Source organism: Pseudomonas psychrophila (genome assembly GCF_001043005.1).
Taxonomy (GTDB): domain Bacteria; phylum Pseudomonadota; class Gammaproteobacteria; order Pseudomonadales; family Pseudomonadaceae; genus Aquipseudomonas; species Aquipseudomonas psychrophila.
The window spans coordinates 1-21,806 of the sequence record NZ_JYKZ01000018.1; the positions used below are offsets into that span (position 1 = coordinate 1).

Sequence of the window (21,806 nt, forward strand, 5' to 3'; positions counted from 1 at the left end):
TAATTTAACTCGCTGATCCATTACGGACTCTCGTTTCCAGGGCATGGTCAGTACCTCCTGACCATGATTAATACCTGTAAACGATGTACCCGGTCTTAAACGTAAACGATGTACTCGGTTTCTACCCTCACCAGCCCTCTCCCTAGGGAGAGGGTCAGGGTCAGGGGCTTTTGATCTTTTAGACCAGCACCTGCCGCGTACTGGCGATGTATTCATGCACCAGCTTCTCTGCGCCAGGATGAATCATCTCCACAGGACGTCGGCCATTGGGGCACGGTAGCGTGGGTGTGGTACCAAACAGACGACAGATCAACGGCCGCTCTTCATACACCGTGCAACCGTTGGGCCCCAGATGCACACAGTTGAGCTCGTCCATCGCGGCTTCCTGCTCGGCGGCCGTCTTGCGCGGCAAGCGGGCCATTTCTTCGGATGAGGTGGTCACCGGCCCGCAGCAGTCATGGCAACCCGGCACGCATTCAAACGAGGGGATTTGCTGCCTGAGAAAGCGGATCTTGTGACTGTTGCAGCTCATCCAGAACGTACCGATTTTGAAAAGGCCGCAAAGTCTGCCTGAAAAGCCCCGCTCTAGACAGCGCCGTCCGGCTGTTCTTGCCCCGTGGGAATAGCCCGGCTTATGCTCCGTCAAATTTTACAAACATCGACAATCAGGATTACGCACATGAGCGCCCCGGTTCAGCGCAGCCAGCACACCGCCTCTTATTACGCCGCCAGCAGCCTGCCGCAGCCCGATCATCCGGTGCTGCAGGGCGAGTTGGTGGCTGATGTATGCGTAGTGGGCGGTGGTTTTTCCGGTCTGAACACGGCGCTGGAATTGGCCGAGCGCGGCATGAGCGTGGTTTTGCTCGAAGCCTGCAAGATCGGTTGGGGTGCCAGCGGGCGCAATGGCGGTCAGTTAATTCGCGGCGTTGGCCATGGCCTTGAGCAATTTGAAGGCATTATCGGCAAGGACGGCGTACGGCAGATGAAATTGATGGGGCTGGAGGCGGTGGAAATCGTTCGCCGCCGCGTAGAGCGTTTCAATATTGCCTGCGACCTGACTTGGGGCTATTGCGACCTGGCTAACAAACCGCGTGACCTTGAAGGTTTCGCCGAAGAAGCCCAGGAGCTGCGGGGCTTGGGCTACCGCCACGAAACCCGCTTGCTGCAAGCCAACGAGGTGCGAAGCGTGGTGGGCTCGGACCGTTATGTCGGCGGTCTGATCGATATGGGCTCGGGGCACTTGCACCCGCTTAACCTGGCACTGGGCGAAGCAGCGGCAGCTGCGCAGTTGGGTGTGAAACTGTTTGAAAACTCCGCCGTGACCCGAATCGATTACGGCCCTGAAGTCCGGGTTCACACGGCGCAGGGCTCAGTGCGGGCCAAAAGTCTGGTGCTGGGGTGCAACGCCTATCTAAAGAATCTGAATCCGCAACTCAGTGGCAAAGTGCTGCCTGCGGGTAGCTACATCATTGCCACCGAGCCGCTGAGTGAGGCCCAGGCACACGCCTTGCTGCCGCAGAACATGGCGGTGTGTGATCAGCGCGTGGCGCTGGATTACTACAGATTATCGGCCGACAGACGCTTGCTGTTCGGAGGGGCTTGTCATTATTCGGGACGCGATCCGCAAGATATTGCGGCGTATATGCGGCCCAAAATGCTTGAAGTATTCCCCCACCTTGAACACGTGAAGATCGATTACCAATGGGGCGGGATGATAGGTATCGGTGCCAACCGTTTGCCGCAGATCGGTCGCCTGCAAGACCAACCCAACGTGTATTACGCGCAGGCGTATTCAGGGCATGGGGTCAACGTGACCCACCTGGCAGGCCAGTTGCTGGCCGAGGCCATCAGTGGCCAGCACAGCGATGGTTTCGATCTGTTTGCCAAAGTCCCGCACATCACCTTCCCGGGTGGCAAATACCTGCGCTCGCCGTTACTGGCGCTGGGGATGCTGTGGCACAGGCTTAAAGAGTTGCGTTGAACAAAACCCTGTAGCCGCTGCCGCAGGCTGCGGCGGCTACAGGTTTTGGTTACGAACGCCAAAACGGTTTGCAGCCTTCATGGCGGGCCAATTCGCGGCTCAGGCCCACGTCACGCAGTTGATCCTCGTCCAGGTTGAGCAGCACGCGGCGGCTGCGTGCGCGGTGCCAGAACAGGCTCCAGCGGCCCAGCTCGGCGGGGGCGCTCATGATTTCCCGGGCCTCGTGTTCGGCCAGTAGTTGTTGGCTGTGCAGCGTCAGGCGGACATCGCTCATACCATTCATCAGGCAGCTCCTTTTGACTCAATCGCCATGAGTCAGCATGATGGCCTCGCCCCAAAAACCATGACAGATTCAGCAAAGTCATTTTACGTGCATACAGATACGGTTTTTCAGGCGCTGAATCCTTGGTTTTTACCCCATCTGTACTGTTCAACCCCCATCGGGAGCCCTGCCATGACCCTTTACGTCAATCTTGCCGACCTGCTCGGTACGCGAATTGAGCAGGGCTTTTATCGTCCAGGCGACCGCTTGCCCTCCGTGCGGGCGTTAAGCGCCGAGCATGGCGTGAGCCTGAGCACGGTGCAGCAGGCGTATCGGTTGCTGGAAGACAACGGGCTGGCTTCGCCACGGCCCAAGTCCGGGTACTTTGTGCCCATGGACCGTGAGTTGCCTGCGTTGCCGGGTATGGGCAAACCTGCCCAGCGGCCAGTGGAAATATCGCAGTGGGAGCAAGTGCTGGAGTTGGTGCGATCCGTGCCGCAAAAAGACGTGATCCAGTTGGGGCGCGGCATGCCCGATGTCACCACGCCGACCATCAAACCGCTGTTGCGCAGCCTGGCGCAAATCAGCCGGCGCCTGGATTTGCCCGGTCTGTATTACGACAACGTGTACGGCGTGCTGGGCCTGCGTGAACAGTTGGCGCGTCTGTTGCTCGATTCGGGCTGTCAGCTTGGTGCTGAAGACCTGGTGATTACCACCGGCTGCCATGAGGCGCTGTCGTGCAGCATTCGAGCGGTGTGTGAGCCAGGCGACATCGTGGCGGTCGACTCACCGAGCTTTCATGGTGCCATGCAAACCCTCAAGGGGCTGGGCATGAAGGCGCTAGAGATTCCTACGGACCCGCTGACCGGGATCAGCCTTGAAGCGTTGGAGCTGGCGCTGGAGCAGTGGCCGATCAAGGCGATCCAGATTACGCCCAGCTGTAACAACCCGTTGGGCTACATCATGCCCGAGGCACGCAAGCGGGCGCTGGTGACGCTGGCTCAGCGTTTTGATGTGGCGATTATCGAAGACGATGTGTATGGCGAGCTGGCTTACACCTACCCGCGTCCGCGCACGATCAAATCTTTCGATGATGATGGCCGGGTCTTGCTGTGCAGCTCATTCTCCAAAACCCTGGCCCCCGGCTTACGTGTTGGCTGGGTTGCACCGGGGCGTTATCTGGAGCGGGTGCTGCACATGAAATACATCAGCACCGGTTCCACGGCGCCCCAGCCGCAACTGGCGATTGCCGACTTTCTGAAGAACGGCCATTTCGAGCCGCACCTGCGCAAAATGCGCAGCCAATATCAGCGCAATCGCGACCTGATGCTGGGCTGGATCAGCCGCTACTTTCCACCCGGCACTCGTGCCAGTCGGCCCCAAGGCAGTTTTATGCTCTGGCTGGAGCTGCCGGAGGGGTTTGACAGCTTGCGTCTTAATCGCGCGCTGCTGGATCAGGGGGTACAGATTGCGGTGGGCAGTATTTTCTCAGCCTCCGGCAAGTACCGTAACTGCTTGCGCATGAACTACGCTGCAAAGCCTACACCGCAGATTGAGGAGGCGGTGCGCAAGGTCGGGATGGCAGCCAGTAAACTGTTGGCTGAAGCTGTTTAATTACCCTTGTGACGTCCGGCCCGAGGCTCTACACGTTGAAATCACTCTGTGCATTGTTTTTGGCTGTATTGCTGGGAGGTTGTGTCACTTTGGACGTGCCCCGTGAGCCAACCCAGGCGTTGCCAGCCGCAGACTCAGCCTTTGGCCGTTCGATCCAGGCCCAGGCTGCGCCTTATCAGGGTCGCTCCGGGTTTCGCCTGCTGCCTAACAGCGGTGAAGCGTTCAGGGCCCGGGCCGAACTGATCCGTAACGCGCAAAGCAGCCTCGACCTGCAGTACTACATCGTCCACGACGGGCTGAGTACACGCATGCTGATTGACGAACTGCTCAAGGCGGCAGATCGCGGCGTACGCGTGCGGATCCTGCTCGATGACACCGCCAGTGATGGCCTTGACGATATCCTGGCGACACTTGCGGCTCATCCCACTATCCAGATTCGGTTGTTCAACCCTCTGCAACTGGGGCGCAGTACGGGCGTGACCCGAGGCATGGGGCGGTTGTTCAACCTTTCGCGCCAGCACCGACGCATGCACAACAAGCTCTGGCTGGCCGATAACAGCGTAGCGATTGTGGGTGGGCGTAATCTGGGAGATGAGTATTTCGATGCCAAGCCCGAGCTGAATTTCACCGATATCGACCTGCTCAGTGTCGGTCCGGTGGCTGAGCAGCTGGGGCACAGTTTTGATCAGTACTGGAACAGCGCCCTTAGCCAGCCAATTAGCGATTTTGTCTCATCCCGGCTGTCTGCAGCTGAGCTGACCAAGGCACGCAAAAAACTGGAGGCATCACTCAAGCTTGCGCAGCAACGCAATCAAGGGCTGTATCAACAATTGGCTTCGTATGAAACCAATCCCCAGCTGGATGTGTGGCGCAAAGAGCTGATCTGGGCCTGGAACCAGGCGTTGTGGGATGCGCCGAGCAAGGTGCTGGCCAGGGGCGAGCCAGACTCGCACTTGCTGCTGACCACGCAGTTGGCGCCGGAGCTGGCAGGAGTGAATCAGGAACTGATCCTGATTTCGGCCTATTTTGTGCCGGGTGAAACCGGATTGGTGTACCTGACAGGTCGTGCGGATGCCGGGGTCGATGTTCGTTTATTGACCAATTCGCTGGAGGCGACCGACGTACCCGCTGTCCACGGGGGCTATGCGCCCTATCGAAAGGCGCTGCTGGAACATGGGGTCAAGCTTTTTGAGCTGCGTCGCCAGCCGGGTAGCAGCGGCGGCAGTGGCCCGCGCCTGTTCAAGCACGGGATGAGCTCGGATTCGAGCCTGCACAGCAAGGCGATGATTTTCGATCAGCAGAAATCATTCATTGGCTCTTTCAATTTTGACCCGCGTTCGGGGTTGTGGAACACCGAGGTCGGCGTATTGGTAGACAGCCCGGAACTGGCCGCCGAGGCCCGCAAGTTGGCCCTGCAGGGCATGGCTCCGGCCTTGAGTTACGAGCCAAAGCTGGAACAGGGCAAGATCGTCTGGGTGACTGAAGACAACGGCCAGCTCCACACCTTGCATCGGGAACCGGGCAACTGGTGGCGCCGGTTTAATGCCTGGTTCAGCAAGAGTGTGGGGCTGGAGAAGATGTTGTAACTACGAGGCCGCTGCCTGCTCAGCTCCGAATGCCCCTTGGCGTAACACCAGGATCACCAATATCAAAGCGCCTGCGGCCATGAACAGCGGCAAGGAATGCCCGCTGATCCACTGACTGCCCGCGCCAGCGGCCAATGGCCCGATCAGGCAGCCGATGCCCCACAGTTGCGCGATGTGGGCGTTGGCGCGCACCAGGGCGTCGTCACGGTAGCGCTCGCCGATCAGAATCAGCGACAAAGTGAACAGGCCACCGGCGCTGGCGCCAAAGATCACCCACAGCGGCCAGATCAGCAGCGTATTGAGCAAGAACGGCACTGCCAGGCTCGACAGCATCAGCAGCACCGCGCAGCCGGTAAACAGCGAGCGCCGGGACAGGCGGTCGGCCAGCGCGCCAATCGGCAGTTGCAGCAGGGCGTCGCCCACCACCACGGTGCTGACCATCGCGAGTGCGATATCTGCGGTAAAGCCTTGACGCAGGCAGTAGATGGGCAGAAGCGTAAGAATCATCGCCTCAAAAGCAGCAAACAGCGCTACGGCCCATGCAATCGCCGGCAAGCCTCGACAGAAGCCCAGTAAATCCTTGAAGGTCACGCTGCATGATTCGGTGGTCGGTGCGCCGTCGCGGCCCATCAGCAGTAAAGGCGCGAGGGTCAGTAATGCAACGCCGATCCAAAATCCGTAGTTGCCTTCAGAGCCGACCAGGCCCAGCAGCAGTGGCCCGGACAGTTGGCTCAAGGCATAGGCCGAACCATACAGCGCAACCAGACGACCTCGCCATTGTTCGACCACCAGCTGGTTGATCCAGCTTTCGCCGAGAATAAAAATAATCGTGAGTACCACGCCGATCAGCAGCCGTAGCACCAGCCACACGGGATAGCTGGGCAGCAACGCCAGTAGCCCGATGGACAGCGCGCCACACCACAAACACAGGCGCATCAGGCCGGGCGTGCCGAAGCGGGCTGCCAGCTTGCTCGCCACGCTGGCGCCCACCAGTACGCCAATGGCCGGCATGGCGGCCATGACGCCAATCGCGAACCCGCCGTAGCCCCAGCTTTCAAGCCGAAACGAGACCAGTGGCATGCTCACGCCCAGTGCCAGGCCGACACTGAGAACCGAGGCCAGTACGGCGAAATAAGTCGCCCAACGCATGTCTGCGCTCCAATTGCGTGGTGTAAAAACCAGTGTGGGAGCGAGCCTGGCTCGCGAAGAAAACACAGCGGTCTGTCAGTCAGACCCAGTGCTGCCATCGCGAGCAGGCTCGCTCCCACAAGGTGTAGCGGTTAAATGTTTACAGCTTGATCCAGGTGGATTTCAGCTCGGTGTATTTGTCGAACGCATGCAGCGACTTGTCACGACCGTTGCCCGACTGTTTGAAGCCGCCAAACGGTGCGGTCATGTCGCCACCATCGTACTGGTTGATCCACACGCTACCGGCACGCAGGGCTTTGGCGGTCAGGTGAGCCTTGGAGATGTCTGCCGTCCAGACCGCTGCAGCAAGGCCGTAAGGCGTGTCGTTGGCGATCTGGATGGCTTCTTCGGCGCTGTCGAAAGTGATGACCGATAGCACTGGACCGAAGATTTCTTCCTGGGCGATTTTCATCGCGTTGCTAACGCCGTCGAAAATGGTCGGTTCAACGTAGGTTCCACCGGTTTCTTGCAGGATCTGATTACCGCCCGCTACCAGTTTTGCGCCTTCGCTGTGGCCGGACTTGATGTACGACAGCACGGTATTCATTTGCTGGGTATCCACCAGGGCACCCACGGTGGTGGCCGGGTCCAGCGGGTTGCCGGGCTTCCAGCCTTTGAGGGCTTCGATCACCAGCGGCAGGAACGTGTCCTTGATCGAGCGCTCGACCAGCAGGCGCGAACCGGCGGTGCAGACTTCGCCCTGGTTGAAGGCGATGGCGCTGGCCGCGGATTCGGCCGCAGCCTGCAGGTCCGGTGCGTCGGCGAAGACGATGTTCGGGCTCTTGCCGCCGGCTTCAAGCCAGATGCGCTTCATGTTGGATTCGCCGGAATAGATCATCAATTGCTTGGCGATCTTGGTCGAGCCGGTGAACACCAGGGTGTCGACGTCCATGTGCAGTGCCAGAGCCTTGCCAACAGTATGGCCATAGCCTGGCAGCACGTTGAGTACGCCCGCTGGAATACCGGCTTCAACGGCCAGAGCTGCGATACGGATGGCAGTCAATGGGGATTTTTCGGACGGCTTAAGGATCACCGAGTTACCGGTCGACAGGGCAGGGCCCAGTTTCCAGCAGGCCATCATCAGCGGGAAGTTCCACGGCACGATAGCAGCGACAACGCCGACGGCTTCACGGGTCACCAGGCCCAATTGGTCGTGCGGAGTGGCAGCGACTTCGTCGTAGATCTTGTCGATGGCTTCGCCGCTCCAACTCAGCGCACCGGCGGCACCGGGCACATCGATGCCCAGGGAGTCACTGATCGGCTTGCCCATGTCCAGGGTTTCAAGCAGTGCCAGTTCTTCGGCGTTTTGTTTCAGCAAGCCGGCAAAGCGGATCATCGCGGCTTTGCGCTTGGCCGGAGCCAGGCGGGACCACACACCGGATTCAAAGGTCTGGCGTGCATTTTCTACAGCTCGCTGGGCGTCAGCGCTGTCGCAGCTGGCAACCTTGCCCAGCAAGCGGCCATCAACCGGGCTCAGACACTCGAACGTTTCGTTGGAGACCGCATCGGTGTACTCACCGTTGATGTAGGCGCGACCTTCGATTTTCAGCTCTTGGGCCCGTTGTTCCCAATCAGCACGCGTCAGGGTGGTCATTCGAGTGTCCTCCTCTCTATTGAAATGGAAACGCCACCCTAAACCAGTGGCCCTGGAACTTTCAATATATTTGACACGAGTGTCGCAAACGGCATGGCTTGTTCGTTTTAATAAACATAGACTTTGGTTTTCTGACCGCATACACCGCAATTTCGGGGGGACAAGAACCATGAGCATCGCAACCATCGTCGATTTCAGCACTGCCAACACCCAGGCTGATCGCTTCAGCCCGGCACCGGAAAAGGTGCTCAAGGGTGCCCCTGAACAAGTTATCCACAACCATTACGACAGCCCGTGCGGGCAAATGAGCGCGGGCGTGTGGGAAGGCGCTGTGGGCCAGTGGACGGTCAATTACACCGAGCACGAATATTGCGAAATTGTGCAGGGCGTTTCTGTATTGCGTGACCATGACGGTAACGCCAAGACTCTCCGGGCCGGTGATCGTTTTGTCATCCCGGCAGGTTTTCGCGGGACGTGGGAAGTGCTTGAGCCTTGTAGGAAGATTTACGTGGTGTTTGAACAGAAGGTTTGAAACGGCTGATCCAGAGCGCTTTAAGAGCCCTGCCTGATATTGAGGGCGGGGCTTTTTTATGGGCATTTGCCGCACCTTGAAAGACAAACCAGGAAACACGTCGCCGCGGATGCGGGCGTCAAAGTGAGCCAGTCTTTGGAGGGCAAGGAATTGCGGTGCCAAACACTCATGGACGAGCAGGCACTGTCAGCCTCCGCACTCACTATGGATTATTTAACAAGGATGAATCATGTCGAAGATGACTGTTTCCAAAATCGCCGCGCTGGCGGCAAGCATGATGCTCGCAGCGCTTTCACTGCCTGCGATGGCTGCTGAAGAGGGCCTGTGCGATAAGAATTTGACGCTCAACTATGTGGTTGCACCTGAAGTGACGCCGCAGTTGGTGGAGTTCTGGCGCAACATTTACGGAGCCCGGGAGGTCCGCGTGGAGGTCCCTGGCGAGGGCTATACCAAGGAGTTCAATCGCTATCGCCTGAGGGTGTTGGTCAACGAAGGTAAAAAACTCAGTTCCCTGAGTTGTGGTTGAGCAGGGTGCCGTAGCGCTGTGTAAGTACGGATAAAACCGTAGGCAACAAAAAAGGCCCGTATCGTGAGATATGGGCCTTTTTTGTAAGAAGTAAAACCAATTACTTGATTTTGGCTTCTTTGTAGATCACGTGCTTGCGAACCCGCGGATCGAATTTTTTGATTTCGATTTTGTCCGGAGTGGTGCGCTTGTTCTTATCAGTGGTGTAGAAATGGCCTGTACCAGCGCTCGACACCAAACGGATCAATTCACGCATGATTAGCTCCCTTAGATCTTGCCAGCACGGCGGATTTCGGCCAGCACGACAGTAATGCCACGCTTGTCGATGATACGCATGCCTTTAGCAGATACGCGCAGACGAACAAAACGTTTCTCTTCTTCAACCCAGAAGCGGTGATGCTGCAGGTTCGGCAGGAAACGACGACGGGTTTTGTTATTTGCGTGGGAAATGTTATTCCCAGTCACCGGACCCTTACCGGTAACTTGACAGACTCTCGACATGCCTCAGCCCTCTAAAACCACATGCCCAACCCGGCATGGGTTGGCCGCTTAATCTCTCAGTCATGGCGCCAGGCGCCGCGTTTCTTTAAGGGTCTTACCGGCTACACCTACAAACGCAGGAACCGGGCCCCTAGAAAAGAGCGCTGCTTTATACCAGAAAGACTAAAGAGCAACAACAGGCAGTGTGATTTGCTGTAATTAATGAAGCCGCCATTTTAACGCCAATCCACGCGGCGTCTATGCCTTAAAGCGTTTTACCGCTCGTCGCGGGGTGAAAGACTTGAGGTGGAATTTGCACCTGTTGTCGCTGCCGTAGGCTGCGAAAAGACCCGCACTGACTCGGGAAAACGGGTTGCTTCGCAACCCTTCGCAGCCTGCGGCAGCGACTACAGGGCTTCAAACGCCATTAAAAAGTAGTCATTTGAGTAGCGGAACACTAGGGTAGGACTTTTCCAGACTGCATGTGCAGATGGGCCTCATCGACTTGTAAAGGAAACAGATCATGCGCCTCGCTGCCATCCCCTTTGTGCTCACCTTTTGCCTGACCCCACTGGTACAGGCGGCCACTTTGAGCGTTTGCACCGAGGCCAGCCCCGAAGGGTTCGATGTGGTGCAGTACAACTCGCTCAGTACCACCAATGCCTCGGCAGACGTGCTGATGAACCGCCTGGTGGACTTTGACGCCCAGGCCGCCAAGCTGGTGCCTGGCTTGGCGCAAAGCTGGTCAGTGTCCCCTGATGGCCTTGTGTACGACTTCAAGCTGCGTCCTGGCGTCAAGTTTCACAGCACACCCTATTTCACCCCGAGCCGAGAGCTGAATGCCGATGACGTGCGTTTCAGCTTCGAGCGCATGCTCGACCCTGCCAACCCGTGGCACAAGGTGGCTCAAAGCGGTTTCCCCCATGCTCAATCCTTGCAGTTGCCAGAACTGATAAAAAAGATCGAAACGCCGGACCCCCTGACGGTCCGTTTCACGCTCAGTCGTCCTGATTCCACCTTTCTACCAGCGTTGAGCATGGGTTTTGCCTCGATCTACTCGGCCGAGTACGCCGACAAACTGATGAAGGCCGGCACCCCTGAACTGATGAACAGCCAGCCGATCGGCACCGGACCTTTCGTGTTCAGCCGATTCCAGAAAGATGCGGTGGTACGTTACAAGGCCAATCCGGACTATTTCGCAGGCAAGCCCGCAGTGGACGGGCTGATTTTCGCCATCACGCCGGACGCCAACGTGCGGCTACAAAAATTGCGCCGTAATGAGTGCCAGATTGCGCTCTCGCCCAAGCCACTGGACGTGGCGGCAGCGATCAAAGATCCCGCGTTGGCGGTCACGCAAACCCCTGCCTTCATGACTGCGTTTGTGGCCATCAACAGTCAGCATCCGCCTCTGGACAAGCCAGAGGTGCGCCAGGCCATTAACCTGGCTTTCGACAAGGACACTTATCTCAAGGCCGTGTTTGAAAACAGCGCCCAGGCCGCCAACGGTATTTACCCGGCCACAACCTGGAGTTTCGCAAAAGACTTGCCGGGGTATGCCCACGATCCTCAAAAAGCCCGCGATCTCCTGGCCAAGGCCGGCTTTAAAGACGGTTTTAAAACCACCATCTGGACGCGTCCGACCGGCAGTGTGCTTAATCCGAACCCAAGTCTGGGGGCGCAATTGTTGCAGGCCGATTTGGCCAAGATCGGTATCCAGGCCGACATTCGAGTGATCGAGTGGGGCGAGCTGATTCGCCGCGCCAAAGCGGGTGAGCACGACCTGCTGTTTATGGGCTGGGCAGGTGATAACGGCGACCCGGACAACTTTCTGACGCCGCAGTTTTCATGTGCGGCGGTGAAGTCCGGGACCAACTTTGCGCGTTATTGCGACAAGACTCTGGACAGTTTGATCAGCGAGGGCAAAACCCTTACCGATCAGGACAAGCGCAGTGCGCTGTATCAAAAGGCCCAGGCGCAGATCCAGCAGCAGGCGCTGTGGCTGCCGCTGGCGCATCCGACGGCCTACACACTCACCCGCAAAGACGTTCAGGGTTATCAGGTGAGTCCTTTTGGGCGTCAGGACTTTTCGACGGTCAGCGTTAAGCCTTGAGCGCTACATCCAGCCGTGTTCGACCATTGAAAGGGGGTGGCCGTCGCCGACGATGAAATGATCCAGCACCCGCACTTCGATCAGATCCAGGGCCTGGATCAAGCGTTTGGTCAAAGTGCGGTCCGCCTGGCTGGGCTCGGTGACGCCGGAAGGGTGGTTGTGGCAAAAAATCACCGCTGCCGCGTTATGAGCAAGTGCTCGCTTAACCACTTGGCGCGGGTAAACGCTGGCGCTGTCGATTGAGCCCCTGAAGAGCACTTCGAAGGCCAGCATGCGGTGCTTGGAGTCCAGAAACAGACAACCGAAGACTTCATGCTGCTCATGGCGCAGCAGCGATTTCAGATAATCCCGAACCGCTTGCGGGCTCTCTAGCGCGCTGTCTCTGCGCAAGCGTTCAGCAAGGTGGCGACGGCTCATTTCCAGTACCGCCTGCAGCTGGCTGAACTTGGCGGGCCCCAGCCCGACCTGGCAACAGAACGCGCGTAGATCGGCCTCGAGCAAGGCTCGCAGGCTGCCGAATTCAGTAAGTAAATGACGGGCCAGATCGACCGCGCTTTTGCCCGAAACCCCGGTTCGCAAGAAAATTGCCAGCAGTTCGGCATCGGACAGACTGGATGATCCGTGTTCCAAAAGCTTCTCGCGCGGCCGCTCGGCTGCGGGCCAATCTCGAATGCTCATAACACCTCCTTGTGAGTGGGCGCCGCTGTTCCCTGGCAGGCGCTGTGTTATCTTAGCCCATCATTTTTGCGTGGCATTTGGCCATTTTCCGCGCAGTCATCATCGAACTAAAAGGCAGGCCTATGCAGCGGCTGTATCGAAAACGCATTGTTTTGGGCGTCGGCGGCGGCATCGCGGCTTACAAGAGTGCAGAGCTGGTTCGTCGCCTGCTGGATCAAGGCGCAGAAGTACGGGTTGTCATGACCCGGGGCGGCAGCGAATTCATCACCCCTCTGACCATGCAGGCGTTGTCCGGGCACCCCGTTCATCTGGATTTGCTCGACCCTGCAGCTGAAGCGGCCATGGGGCATATCGAGCTGGCCAAGTGGGCCGATCTGGTATTGATTGCGCCGGCAACTGCTGACCTGATTGCCCGTCTCGCCCAAGGCCTGGCGAATGATCTGTTGACCACGCTGGTGCTCGCCACCGATGCAACGGTGGCCATTGCGCCTGCGATGAACCAGGCCATGTGGCGTGATCCGGCCACTCAGGCCAATACCCGACTGCTTGAGAGTCGTGGTCTGCGTGTGTTTGGCCCCGCCTCCGGGAGTCAGGCCTGTGGTGACGTAGGTTTTGGCCGCATGCTGGAAGCGGATGACCTGGTGCACAGTGCTGCCGAGTGTTTTCAACGCCAAGTGCTGACCGGCAAGCACGTGCTGATTACGGCAGGTCCGACCCAGGAAAACATCGACCCGGTGCGCTACATCACCAACCACAGCTCCGGAAAAATGGGCTTTGCCCTGGCCGAAGCGGCCGTTGAAGCCGGTGCTCGTGTAACGTTGATTACCGGGCCGGTCCACCTGCCTACCCCGGATCGGGTCAGCCGCATCGACGTGGTCAGTGCCCGAGACATGCTCGCGGCGTGTGAAGCCGCGATCCCGTGTGACGTGTTTATTGCCTCTGCTGCAGTTGCGGACTATCGACCTGAAGTCGTTGCCCCGCAAAAACTCAAGAAAGACCCTACCAAGGGCGACGGCCTGTTGCTGCAGATGGTGCGCAATCCAGACATTCTGGCCACCATCGCTTCGCGTCCTGACCGCCCTTTTAGTGTCGGCTTCGCCGCAGAAACCGAGCACTTGCTCGATTACGCTGCGCGCAAGCTCAAAGACAAAAACCTCGACCTGATTGTCGCCAACGATGTGGCTAACCCCAGCATTGGCTTCAACAGTGAAGAGAACGCATGCAGCGTGATTGACCGCGAACTGCACGCCACTGTGTTTGCCCAGACCAGCAAGGGCAAGATTGCCCGCCAGCTGATCACTTTTATCGCCGAACGTCTGAACCAGGTTTAACTCGTATGCACGCTTTGCAAGCCAAGATCCTTGATCCACGCATTGGTAACGAATTCCCGCTGCCGCAGTACGCCACTCCCGGCTCCGCAGGCCTGGACCTGCGCGCCATGCTTAAACAAGACACCGTTCTGGAACCGGGCCAGACCCTGCTGATCCCGACCGGCCTGTCGGTGTATATCGGCGATCCCGGCCTTGCCGCGCTGATCCTGCCGCGCTCGGGCCTGGGGCATAAGCACGGCATCGTGCTGGGCAACCTGGTCGGCCTGATCGACTCTGATTACCAGGGCGAGCTGATGGTGTCGTGCTGGAACCGTGGCCAGACCGCATTCAACATCACTATCGGCGAACGTATCGCTCAGTTGGTGCTGGTGCCGGTGGTACAGGCGCATTTTGAGCTGGTCGAAGAATTCGACGAAAGCCAGCGTGGCGCTGGCGGTTTTGGTCACTCAGGCAAGCTCTGACTGTGCAGCATCAGGTCAGGCGTTCTGCCTGGCCTTCAGCGCCCTCCTGAATCCTCTGAGCGTGGAGTTCCCTTGCAATGAGCAGCCCAGCTTGTGTCCCGCCGAGTTTCCCTGACAGTATTTTTCGCGCTTACGACATTCGTGGCGTGGTCCCCCAAACCCTGACTGCAGAAACCGCGTACTGGATTGGCCGTGCCATTGGTGCAGAGAGTCTGGCCAAGGGCGAGCCCCATGTGTCGGTGGGTCGGGACGGACGCTTGTCCGGCCCTGAGCTGGTCGAGCGTTTGATCCGCGGTGTGGCTGACAGTGGTTGCAAGGTCAGCGATGTAGGTCTGGTGCCGACGCCTGCGCTGTATTACGCCACTCACGAGTTGGCGGGCCAGTCCGGCGTGATGCTCACGGGGAGCCACAACCCGCCGAATTACAACGGTTTTAAAATCGTGATTGCGGGCGATACGCTGGCCGACGAGCAGATCAAGGCGCTGCACACGCGCCTCAAGACCAACGATCTGACGTGGGGCGAAGGCAGCATCGAGCGCGTTGATATTTTGCCGCGCTACGCCGATGTGATCACCCGTGATATCAAGCTCGCCAGGCGCATGAAGGTGGTGGTGGATTGCGGCAACGGCGTTGCCGGCGTGATCGCGCCCCAGTTGATTGAAGCTTTGGGCTGTGATGTGGTCCCAATGTTCTGCGAGGTGGACGGCAACTTTCCCAACCATCACCCGGACCCGAGCAAACCGGAAAATCTGCGGGATCTGATTGCCAGGGTCAAGGAAACCAATGCCGATATCGGGCTGGCCTTTGATGGGGATGCCGACCGTGTGGGTGTCGTGACCAATACGGGCACCATGGTGTTCCCGGATCGCTTACTGATGCTGTTCGCCCGGGATGTGCTGGAGCGCAACCCGGCGGCCGAGATCATTTTCGACGTGAAGTGCACGCGTCGTCTGACTCCGTTGATCAAGGAGAATGGCGGTCGACCCCTGATGTGGAAAACCGGTCATTCTTTGATCAAGAAGAAGATGAAGGAAACCGGTGCCCTGCTGGCAGGCGAAATGAGCGGGCATATCTTTTTCAAGGAGCGCTGGTTCGGTTTCGACGACGGTATTTACAGCGCTGCACGCCTGCTGGAGATTCTCAGCAAGCGCCAGGAAACAGCTGAGGAGCTGTTTGAGACCTTCCCGAACGATATTTCTACGCCTGAAATCAATATCGATGTGACGGATGAGAGCAAATTCAGCATCATTGAGGCTCTGCACGACGCTCAATGGGGTGACGCCGCCGAGCTGACGTCCATTGATGGTGTGCGGGTTGACTACGCTCATGGCTGGGGCCTGGTTCGCGCATCCAATACCACCCCGGTGCTGGTGCTGCGATTTGAGGCCCAAACCGAGGCTGAGCTGCAACGCATCAAGGACGTCTTTCACGCTCAATTGAAGCGTGTGGCCCCTGATCTTCCACTACCGTTTTGATCGACTTGTTCTACCGGAGCCCTGAATGACCCTCGAACGTGATGCCGCCTCCAACGTCGCCAAGGTTTTGTCCGAAGCGCTGCCCTACATTCGCCGTTACGTCGGCAAGACGCTGGTGATCAAGTACGGCGGCAACGCTATGGAAAACGACGAACTGAAAACCGGTTTTGCCCGTGACATCGTGTTGATGAAGGCCGTGGGTATCAACCCGGTCGTAGTACACGGTGGCGGGCCGCAAATCGGTGATTTGCTCAAGCGTTTGTCCATCGAAAGTCATTTCATCGACGGGATGCGCGTGACTGACTCGCAAACCATGGATGTGGTGGAGATGGTACTTGGCGGTCATGTGAACAAGGAGATCGTTAACCTGATCAACCGTCATGGCGGCAGCGCCATCGGCCTGACAGGCAAGGATGCGACCCTGATTCGCGCCAAAAAAATGGTTGTGACCCGTCAGACGCCGGAAATGACCAAGCCTGAAATCATCGACTTCGGTCATGTGGGCGAGGTCATCGACATTAATACCGACCTGCTGCACATGTTGACCAAGGGCGATTTCATCCCGGTGATCGCGCCGATCGGTGTGGGTGCCAATGGCGAGTCCTACAACATCAACGCGGACCTGGTGGCGGGTAAGGTTGCCGAAGCTCTCAAGGCCGAGAAGCTGATGCTGCTGACCAACATTGCAGGCCTGATGGACAAGGAAGGCAAGGTGCTGACCGGTCTGACAACTGCTCAGGTGGATGACCTGATAGCCGACGGCACCATTTACGGCGGCATGCTGCCAAAAATTCGTTGCGCGCTGGAAGCCGTACAGGGTGGCGTGACCACGGCACACATTGTTGACGGTCGTGTACCAAATGCCGTGCTGCTGGAAATCTTCACCGACACCGGTGTTGGGACGCTCATTACCAACAGCAAACCGCTGTAAGCAGAACAAAAAAGCCCCGCCCGGTGATGCCGGGCGGGGCTTTTTTTCACTTGAAAATCTGTGGGAGCGAGCCTGCTCGCACCCACGCTTCTAGTGAGTCATGGGCGGGGGTTAAATCCCGTACTGCGCCCGGTACGCTTCAACGGCAGGCAGGTACTGTTGTAGCGTTTCGTCTTCGGCCAGGAACTGCAAAACCTGGTTCAACGACACGATGCTGATCACCGGAATGCCGAAGTCGCGCTCGACTTCCTGGATGGCCGACAACTCGCCATTGCCGCGCTCCTGACGGTTGAGGGCAATCATCACGCCCGCGGCCTTGGCGCCTTGGGCCTGGATGATCTGCATGACTTCACGGATGGCGGTGCCAGCGGTGATCACGTCGTCAATAATCAGGATGTCACCTTCGAGCGGCGATCCGACCAGGCTTCCACCTTCGCCGTGGGCCTTGGCTTCCTTGCGGTTGAAGCACCACGGCATGTCGCGGTCGTGGTGCTCGGCCAGTGCTACAGCAGTGGTCGCAGCCAAGGGAATACCCTTGTAGGCCGGGCCAAAGAGCACATCGAAGGAAATGCCGCTGTCAACGATGGCAGCAGCATAGAAGCGCCCCAGTTGAGCCAGCGCAGAACCTGTATTGAACAAGCCGGCATTGAAGAAGTAAGGACTGGTACGCCCCGACTTCAGGGTGAACTCACCGAAGCGCAGTACGCCGCGATCGATGGCAAAACGGATGAAGTCGCGCTGATACGCTTGCATGAAAAAAGCCCCAGATACCACGGATTTAGCTAATTAGTAAGACCGCGTGTATCATACACGCACGTGATTTTTGGGGCCATTTATGCGGATCATCAGTGTGAACGTCAATGGTATTCAGACGGCAGTCGAGCGCGGTTTGCTCAGTTGGCTGCAAGCTCAGAATGCCGACGTTATCTGCCTGCAGGACACCCGCGCCTCCGCCTTTGAACTGGACGATCCAGCTTACCAGCTCGATGGCTACTTTCTTTACGCCTGCGAAGCTGAAGTCCCTGCCCAAGGCGGTGTGGCTTTGTATTCGCGGTTGCAACCGAAAGCAGTCATCACTGGGCTTGGCTTCGAGACGGCCGATCGCTACGGGCGCTACCTGCAAGCCGATTTCGATAAGGTCAGCATCGCGACCTTGCTGCTCCCTTCGGGGCAGAACGGCGATGAAGACTTGAACCAGAAGTTCAAGCTAATGGACGACTTTGCGCGCTACCTTGATAAGCAGCGTCGCAAACGTCGTGAGTACATCTACTGCGGCTCGCTGTATGTGGCGCAGCAGAAACTCGACATTAAAAACTGGCGTGACAGCCAGCAATCCCCTGGTTTCTTGGCGCCTGAACGGGCCTGGATGGATGAGATTGTCGGCAACATGGGCTATGTCGATGCCCTGCGTGAAGTCAGTCGTGAAGGCGATCAGTACAGCTGGTGGCCGGACAACGAACAAGCCGAGATGCTCAATCTGGGCTGGCGTTTCGACTACCAGTTGCTGACACCAGGCTTGCGTCGCTTTGTACGAAGTGCTCGTTTGCCGCGTCAGCCACGGTTCTCGCAACATGCGCCATTGATCGTGGACTACGACTGGACACTGACTATCTAAGTGTTTGTCGCCGTCATAAAAAATGCCCGTATCGAACGATACGGGCATTTTTTTTGCGCAACCCATTGTGGTGGCGGGCGATGTGGGAGCGGGCTTGCTGGCGTTGATACCATCGCGGGCAAGCCCGCTTCCACAAGGTCAATGTGTTACTTCAATGGGCGCCAGGTGAAGGGATAGCGGTATACAACCCCGTCATTGGCCTTCACGCCTGCGATCACCACCAGCACCACTGCGCCGATCAGCACCAGACCGAGCAAGGCGAACCCGACCAGTATGAACATCAGCACGTAGCAAATAGCTGAAGCAATCGCCACGGTGATCTGAAAGTTCAGTGCTTCCTTGCCCTGGTCGTCGATAAAGGGATCGCTCTCGCGCTTGAGTTGCCAGAGGATCAGCGGGCCGATCAGGCTGCCAAACGGAAACCACATCCCGAGAAACGCCGAAAAGTGACAAAACATGGCCCATTTACGAGCGTCGCGGCTCGGTTGGGGTTTTGAAAGGTCCAGCTCACTCATAGCGCTCTCCGGTGGGTCGTTTGAAGGCTTTGACAATCAATCCGGCCGATTAGTCCGCCAGGGCAGCGTGCTGCAGGGCGAAAATTTCATTCATGCCTTTTTGTGCCAGTGCGAGCATCGCATTCAGCTCTTCAGGCTGGAATGGCGCGCCTTCCGCAGTGCCCTGAACTTCGATGAAACCACCGCTGCTGGTCATCACAACGTTGAGATCGGTTTCGGCTGCCGAATCTTCAGGGTAGTCCAGGTCAAGGACCGGTACACCCTGGTACATGCCAACCGATACGGCTGCGATCATTTGCTTGATCGGGTCGCCGCCTTTGAGACCGCCACGCTTTTTGATGATTTTCAGTGCATCGACCAGTGCAACCATGGCGCCGGTGATGGACGCGGTACGGGTGCCGCCATCAGCCTGGATCACATCGCAGTCGACGTACAAAGTGATATCGCCCAGTTTGGACATGTCCAGTGCTGCGCGCAGGGAGCGGCCGATCAGGCGCTGGATTTCCAGGGTGCGCCCGCCTTGCTTGCCGCGGCTGGCTTCACGCTGGTTACGGTCGCCGGTAGCGCGTGGCAGCATGCCGTACTCGGCAGTCAGCCAGCCTTGGCCCTGGCCTTTGAGGAAGCGCGGTACGCCGTTCTCGACGCTGACGGTGCAGATGACTTTGGTGTCACCGAACTCGACCAGTACAGAACCCTCTGCGTGTTTGGTGTAGTTGCGGGTGATGCGGATCGGGCGGAGCTGATCGGCAACGCGACCACTTGGACGTTTCATGTGGGATACCTGTACGGGACGGAAAACTGCCGAGCATTATAAAGGAAAGGCCGTGGCGGCGCAGGAAGCGTCGGTTTGTCATCATATGAGCGTATTTGCGACCGACGTCATTTGGGGCCATCCGCTGCACTGCGTTACAATCGGCGGTCTTAATTGCCGTCAGGCCTAATTCATTAAATCGCGAGGTACCGTCCATGGTGCATAGCATGACCGCCTTTGCCCGCGTCGAAAGCGCCGGCACTCAGGGCACCCTGAGTTGGGAGCTGCGCTCGGTCAACAGCCGCTACCTGGAGCCGCACCTGCGTCTGCCTGAATCTTTCCGTGATCTCGAAGGTGCAGTGCGTGAAGCACTGCGTCAGGGGATTTCGCGAGGCAAGCTGGAATGCACCTTGCGTTTTACCGAAGAAACCACTGGCAAGCCGCTGCAGGTTGATCGCGAACGTGCCGCGCAACTGGTAGCCGCTGCCGAGACCATCGCCAGCCTGATCAAGCAGCCGGCCCCGCTCAACCCGCTGGAAGTGCTGGCCTGGCCTGGCGTTCTGGTGGCGGATGCAAGCGACCCGCAAGCCTTGAATACCCAGGCCTTGGCATTGTTCAAGCAAGGCCTGCAGGAGCTGAAAAACGGCCGCGAGCGCGAAGGCGCGGAGCTGGCCCGTTTGATCAGCGAGCGTTTGACGGCGATTGAAGGTGACGTCGACACCCTGCGCGAGCTGGTGCCGCAAATGCTCGCCACTCAGCGCCAAAAGGTGCTCGATCGCTTTGCCGACATGAAGGCCGAACTTGATCCGCAGCGTCTTGAGCAAGAAATGGTCATGCTGGCGCAAAAAAGCGATGTCGCCGAAGAGCTGGATCGCCTCAGCACCCACATTCTTGAAGTGCGACGCGTGCTCAAGTCGGGAGGGGCTGCGGGCCGCCGTCTGGACTTCCTGATGCAAGAACTTAACCGTGAGGCCAATACCCTGGGCTCCAAGGCATTCGATCCACGCAGCACCCAAGCAGCGGTCAACCTCAAGGTGTTGATCGAGCAGATGCGTGAACAAGTACAGAATATTGAGTAAGGCACCCCCTGACATGAACCACAGCACTGGCACCCTTTATATCGTTTCTGCCCCTTCGGGCGCAGGCAAGACCAGCCTGGTCAAGGCGCTGATCGACGTTGAGCCGCAGATCCGGGTTTCGGTTTCGCACACTACCCGCGCCATGCGCCCGGGTGAAGTGAATGGCGTGAACTATCATTTCGTCGAGCGCGAAGAGTTCGTGAAAATGATCGAGCACGGTGACTTCCTGGAGCGCGCCGAAGTCTTCGGCAACCTTTACGGCACCTCGCAAAGCCATTTGCAGCAGACCCTGGATGAAGGCCATGACCTGATTCTGGAAATCGACTGGCAGGGTGCGGAGCAGGTCCGCAAGCTGATGCCGCAGGCGCGTTCGATCTTTATCTTGCCGCCAAGCCAGGAGGCCTTGCGTCAGCGTCTGGATAACCGCGGCCAGGACAGCGATGAAATCATTGACGGCCGGATGCGCGAAGCCGTGAGCGAAATGAGCCACTATGTCGACTATGACTACCTGATCATCAATGACGATTTTGCCTTGGCGCTTGAGGATCTGAAGGCAATTTTTCGGGCCAATCGCCTCCAGCAAAAACGTCAGCAGCAGCGATTTGGCAAATTACTGGCCGAACTGCTCGGTTAAACAGCTCTTCCCAAAACCCCTGTAAGGGCTTTACATTGGCGCTTACAGGGGTTTTTGGTGCAGTGCCCGAAAAATCAGCGCTTCCCTAATGGCTGGTGATTTTTTAAACTGTTCAGTCCGCTCGCCCATCCGGGCAGCGCGCATATTGCATTTGCTACGAGGAAGACCATGGCCCGCGTAACCGTTGAAGACTGTCTAGAACACGTGGATAACCGCTTTGAGCTGGTCATGCTCTCTACCAAGCGTGCCCGTCAACTGGCCACCGGCGGTAAAGAGCCTCTGGTGCAGTGGGAAAACGACAAGCCTACCGTTGTTGCCCTGCGCGAAATCGCAGAAGGCCTGATGAGCTACGAGTTTATCGCCAACGCTGAAATCGTCGAAGACGAACCGCTGTTCGCAGCGTTCGAGGACGAGTCCAACGAGGCGAACTAAGCCTATGCCCGGTCGACGTAGCACGGCGAAG

Annotated in this window: 23 protein-coding genes and 1 pseudogene; 14 read left to right on the plus strand and 10 right to left on the minus strand. The window is 58.1% G+C overall.

Features of this window, described 5'->3' with window-relative positions; translation table 11 throughout:
• Positions 1-178 precede the first annotated feature (178 nt).
• The gene (locus TU76_RS23165) at positions 179-532 is read right to left on the minus strand and encodes a YkgJ family cysteine cluster protein (RefSeq protein WP_019828214.1); all 354 of its coding nucleotides are present in this window, start codon (positions 530-532) and stop codon (positions 179-181) included.
• 147 nt (positions 533-679) lie between these two features.
• On the opposite strand from TU76_RS23165, the gene TU76_RS23170 reads away from it, so the two are divergent.
• A complete protein-coding gene (locus tag TU76_RS23170) occupies positions 680-1,981 on the plus strand; it encodes an NAD(P)/FAD-dependent oxidoreductase (protein ID WP_046810729.1) in 1,302 nt (433 codons plus the stop codon).
• A gap of 49 nt (positions 1,982-2,030) precedes the next feature.
• Here the strand turns inward: TU76_RS23170 and TU76_RS23175 are convergent, their stop codons facing one another.
• A complete protein-coding gene (locus tag TU76_RS23175) occupies positions 2,031-2,264 on the minus strand; it encodes a DUF1127 domain-containing protein (protein ID WP_046810730.1) in 234 nt (77 codons plus the stop codon).
• 171 nt (positions 2,265-2,435) lie between these two features.
• On the opposite strand from TU76_RS23175, the gene TU76_RS23180 reads away from it, so the two are divergent.
• Positions 2,436-3,857 carry an aminotransferase-like domain-containing protein gene (locus tag TU76_RS23180; protein WP_019828211.1) on the plus strand — a complete coding sequence of 474 codons (1,422 nt, stop codon included), beginning with the start codon at positions 2,436-2,438 and terminating at the stop codon, positions 3,855-3,857.
• 35 nt (positions 3,858-3,892) lie between these two features.
• On the plus strand, positions 3,893-5,443 hold the full coding sequence (locus tag TU76_RS23185) for a phospholipase D family protein (protein WP_037032670.1): 1,551 nt from the start codon (positions 3,893-3,895) through the stop codon (positions 5,441-5,443).
• On the opposite strand, the gene TU76_RS23190 is transcribed toward TU76_RS23185, so the two are convergent.
• Both TU76_RS23190 and TU76_RS23195 read right to left on the minus strand, forming a co-directional pair.
• Positions 5,444-6,592: an MFS transporter gene (locus tag TU76_RS23190; protein WP_048352567.1), complete on the minus strand. Its 1,149-nt coding sequence runs from the start codon at positions 6,590-6,592 to the stop codon at positions 5,444-5,446. It lies immediately after the preceding gene.
• Positions 6,593-6,731: 139 nt separating this feature from the next.
• Positions 6,732-8,225, minus strand: a complete 1,494-nt coding sequence (locus TU76_RS23195; RefSeq protein ID WP_048352568.1) for an aldehyde dehydrogenase — start codon at positions 8,223-8,225, stop codon at positions 6,732-6,734.
• Positions 8,226-8,394: 169 nt separating this feature from the next.
• On the opposite strand from TU76_RS23195, the gene TU76_RS23200 reads away from it, so the two are divergent.
• Together TU76_RS23200 and TU76_RS23205 are read left to right on the plus strand one after the other, a co-directional pair.
• Positions 8,395-8,757 (plus strand): cupin domain-containing protein, encoded by a 363-nt coding sequence (locus TU76_RS23200; RefSeq protein WP_019828207.1) that lies wholly within the window; start codon positions 8,395-8,397, stop codon positions 8,755-8,757.
• A gap of 229 nt (positions 8,758-8,986) precedes the next feature.
• On the plus strand, positions 8,987-9,283 hold the full coding sequence (locus tag TU76_RS23205; protein ID WP_048352569.1) for an I78 family peptidase inhibitor: 297 nt from the start codon (positions 8,987-8,989) through the stop codon (positions 9,281-9,283).
• 100 nt (positions 9,284-9,383) lie between these two features.
• Here TU76_RS23205 and rpmG read toward each other — a convergent pair whose 3' ends face one another.
• Positions 9,384-9,539, minus strand: coding sequence for a 50S ribosomal protein L33 (rpmG, locus tag TU76_RS23210; protein ID WP_003437824.1), 156 nt, complete (start codon positions 9,537-9,539; stop codon positions 9,384-9,386).
• An 11-nt stretch (positions 9,540-9,550) separates the two neighbouring features.
• Complete coding sequence (rpmB, locus tag TU76_RS23215) at positions 9,551-9,784, minus strand: 50S ribosomal protein L28 (RefSeq protein ID WP_019410280.1); 234 nt, start codon at positions 9,782-9,784, stop codon at positions 9,551-9,553.
• Between the two features lie 502 nt (positions 9,785-10,286).
• Between rpmB and TU76_RS23220 the strand changes: the two genes are divergently transcribed.
• Entirely contained in the window at positions 10,287-11,873 is a 1,587-nt protein-coding gene (locus TU76_RS23220) for an ABC transporter substrate-binding protein (RefSeq protein ID WP_048352570.1), read from the plus strand.
• Positions 11,874-11,876: 3 nt separating this feature from the next.
• Here the strand turns inward: TU76_RS23220 and radC are convergent, their stop codons facing one another.
• Positions 11,877-12,551 carry a RadC family protein gene (gene radC / locus TU76_RS23225; RefSeq protein ID WP_046810731.1) on the minus strand — a complete coding sequence of 225 codons (675 nt, stop codon included), beginning with the start codon at positions 12,549-12,551 and terminating at the stop codon, positions 11,877-11,879.
• A gap of 122 nt (positions 12,552-12,673) precedes the next feature.
• On the opposite strand from radC, the gene coaBC reads away from it, so the two are divergent.
• The 4 genes and pseudogenes from coaBC to argB all read left to right on the plus strand — a co-directional run bounded on the left by coaBC (position 12,674) and on the right by argB (position 16,749).
• Entirely contained in the window at positions 12,674-13,882 is a 1,209-nt protein-coding gene (coaBC, locus tag TU76_RS23230) for a bifunctional phosphopantothenoylcysteine decarboxylase/phosphopantothenate--cysteine ligase CoaBC (protein WP_019828202.1), read from the plus strand.
• 5 nt (positions 13,883-13,887) lie between these two features.
• Positions 13,888-14,343, plus strand: coding sequence for a dUTP diphosphatase (dut, locus tag TU76_RS23235; protein ID WP_019828201.1), 456 nt, complete (start codon positions 13,888-13,890; stop codon positions 14,341-14,343).
• A gap of 101 nt (positions 14,344-14,444) precedes the next feature.
• Positions 14,445-15,818: pseudogene (locus TU76_RS23240) on the plus strand (phosphomannomutase/phosphoglucomutase); the annotation flags it as partial.
• A gap of 25 nt (positions 15,819-15,843) precedes the next feature.
• Entirely contained in the window at positions 15,844-16,749 is a 906-nt protein-coding gene (argB, locus tag TU76_RS23245) for an acetylglutamate kinase (protein ID WP_019828199.1), read from the plus strand.
• A gap of 111 nt (positions 16,750-16,860) precedes the next feature.
• Here argB and pyrE read toward each other — a convergent pair whose 3' ends face one another.
• On the minus strand, positions 16,861-17,502 hold the full coding sequence (gene pyrE, locus TU76_RS23250; protein ID WP_046810733.1) for an orotate phosphoribosyltransferase: 642 nt from the start codon (positions 17,500-17,502) through the stop codon (positions 16,861-16,863).
• A gap of 82 nt (positions 17,503-17,584) precedes the next feature.
• On the opposite strand from pyrE, the gene TU76_RS23255 reads away from it, so the two are divergent.
• Positions 17,585-18,364, plus strand: coding sequence for an exodeoxyribonuclease III (locus TU76_RS23255; protein WP_003437806.1), 780 nt, complete (start codon positions 17,585-17,587; stop codon positions 18,362-18,364).
• 146 nt (positions 18,365-18,510) lie between these two features.
• Here TU76_RS23255 and TU76_RS23260 read toward each other — a convergent pair whose 3' ends face one another.
• Together TU76_RS23260 and rph are read right to left on the minus strand one after the other, a co-directional pair.
• Positions 18,511-18,879, minus strand: coding sequence for a DUF4870 domain-containing protein (locus TU76_RS23260; RefSeq protein ID WP_019828196.1), 369 nt, complete (start codon positions 18,877-18,879; stop codon positions 18,511-18,513).
• A 49-nt stretch (positions 18,880-18,928) separates the two neighbouring features.
• A complete protein-coding gene (gene rph / locus TU76_RS23265) occupies positions 18,929-19,651 on the minus strand; it encodes a ribonuclease PH (RefSeq protein ID WP_019828195.1) in 723 nt (240 codons plus the stop codon).
• 194 nt (positions 19,652-19,845) lie between these two features.
• Here rph and TU76_RS23270 point away from each other — a divergent pair, with 194 nt between their 5' ends.
• From TU76_RS23270 to rpoZ, 3 genes are all read left to right on the plus strand, one after another.
• Entirely contained in the window at positions 19,846-20,709 is an 864-nt protein-coding gene (locus tag TU76_RS23270; protein WP_019828194.1) for a YicC/YloC family endoribonuclease, read from the plus strand.
• A 13-nt stretch (positions 20,710-20,722) separates the two neighbouring features.
• Positions 20,723-21,343, plus strand: coding sequence for a guanylate kinase (gmk, locus tag TU76_RS23275; protein WP_019828193.1), 621 nt, complete (start codon positions 20,723-20,725; stop codon positions 21,341-21,343).
• Positions 21,344-21,511: 168 nt separating this feature from the next.
• A complete protein-coding gene (rpoZ, locus tag TU76_RS23280; RefSeq protein ID WP_016782707.1) occupies positions 21,512-21,775 on the plus strand; it encodes a DNA-directed RNA polymerase subunit omega in 264 nt (87 codons plus the stop codon).
• The last annotated feature ends 31 nt before the right edge of the window (positions 21,776-21,806 follow it).

Excerpts from the sequence above, each read along its gene's own strand:
- TU76_RS23165 (WP_019828214.1), bottom strand. The coding sequence starts at position 532 with ATGAGCTGCAACAGTCACAAGATCCGCTTTCTCAGGCAGCAAATCCCC.
- TU76_RS23170 (WP_046810729.1), top strand. The coding sequence starts at position 680 with ATGAGCGCCCCGGTTCAGCGCAGCCAGCACACCGCCTCTTATTACGCC.
- TU76_RS23175 (WP_046810730.1), bottom strand. The coding sequence starts at position 2,264 with ATGAATGGTATGAGCGATGTCCGCCTGACGCTGCACAGCCAACAACTA.
- TU76_RS23180 (WP_019828211.1), top strand. The coding sequence starts at position 2,436 with ATGACCCTTTACGTCAATCTTGCCGACCTGCTCGGTACGCGAATTGAG.
- TU76_RS23190 (WP_048352567.1), bottom strand. The coding sequence starts at position 6,592 with ATGCGTTGGGCGACTTATTTCGCCGTACTGGCCTCGGTTCTCAGTGTC.
- TU76_RS23195 (WP_048352568.1), bottom strand. The coding sequence starts at position 8,225 with ATGACCACCCTGACGCGTGCTGATTGGGAACAACGGGCCCAAGAGCTG.
- TU76_RS23200 (WP_019828207.1), top strand. The coding sequence starts at position 8,395 with ATGAGCATCGCAACCATCGTCGATTTCAGCACTGCCAACACCCAGGCT.
- TU76_RS23205 (WP_048352569.1), top strand. The coding sequence starts at position 8,987 with ATGTCGAAGATGACTGTTTCCAAAATCGCCGCGCTGGCGGCAAGCATG.
- rpmG (WP_003437824.1), bottom strand. The coding sequence starts at position 9,539 with ATGCGTGAATTGATCCGTTTGGTGTCGAGCGCTGGTACAGGCCATTTC.
- rpmB (WP_019410280.1), bottom strand. The coding sequence starts at position 9,784 with ATGTCGAGAGTCTGTCAAGTTACCGGTAAGGGTCCGGTGACTGGGAAT.
- TU76_RS23220 (WP_048352570.1), top strand. The coding sequence starts at position 10,287 with ATGCGCCTCGCTGCCATCCCCTTTGTGCTCACCTTTTGCCTGACCCCA.
- radC (WP_046810731.1), bottom strand. The coding sequence starts at position 12,551 with ATGAGCATTCGAGATTGGCCCGCAGCCGAGCGGCCGCGCGAGAAGCTT.
- coaBC (WP_019828202.1), top strand. The coding sequence starts at position 12,674 with ATGCAGCGGCTGTATCGAAAACGCATTGTTTTGGGCGTCGGCGGCGGC.
- dut (WP_019828201.1), top strand. The coding sequence starts at position 13,888 with ATGCACGCTTTGCAAGCCAAGATCCTTGATCCACGCATTGGTAACGAA.
- argB (WP_019828199.1), top strand. The coding sequence starts at position 15,844 with ATGACCCTCGAACGTGATGCCGCCTCCAACGTCGCCAAGGTTTTGTCC.
- pyrE (WP_046810733.1), bottom strand. The coding sequence starts at position 17,502 with ATGCAAGCGTATCAGCGCGACTTCATCCGTTTTGCCATCGATCGCGGC.
- TU76_RS23255 (WP_003437806.1), top strand. The coding sequence starts at position 17,585 with ATGCGGATCATCAGTGTGAACGTCAATGGTATTCAGACGGCAGTCGAG.
- TU76_RS23260 (WP_019828196.1), bottom strand. The coding sequence starts at position 18,879 with ATGAGTGAGCTGGACCTTTCAAAACCCCAACCGAGCCGCGACGCTCGT.
- rph (WP_019828195.1), bottom strand. The coding sequence starts at position 19,651 with ATGAAACGTCCAAGTGGTCGCGTTGCCGATCAGCTCCGCCCGATCCGC.
- TU76_RS23270 (WP_019828194.1), top strand. The coding sequence starts at position 19,846 with ATGGTGCATAGCATGACCGCCTTTGCCCGCGTCGAAAGCGCCGGCACT.
- gmk (WP_019828193.1), top strand. The coding sequence starts at position 20,723 with ATGAACCACAGCACTGGCACCCTTTATATCGTTTCTGCCCCTTCGGGC.
- rpoZ (WP_016782707.1), top strand. The coding sequence starts at position 21,512 with ATGGCCCGCGTAACCGTTGAAGACTGTCTAGAACACGTGGATAACCGC.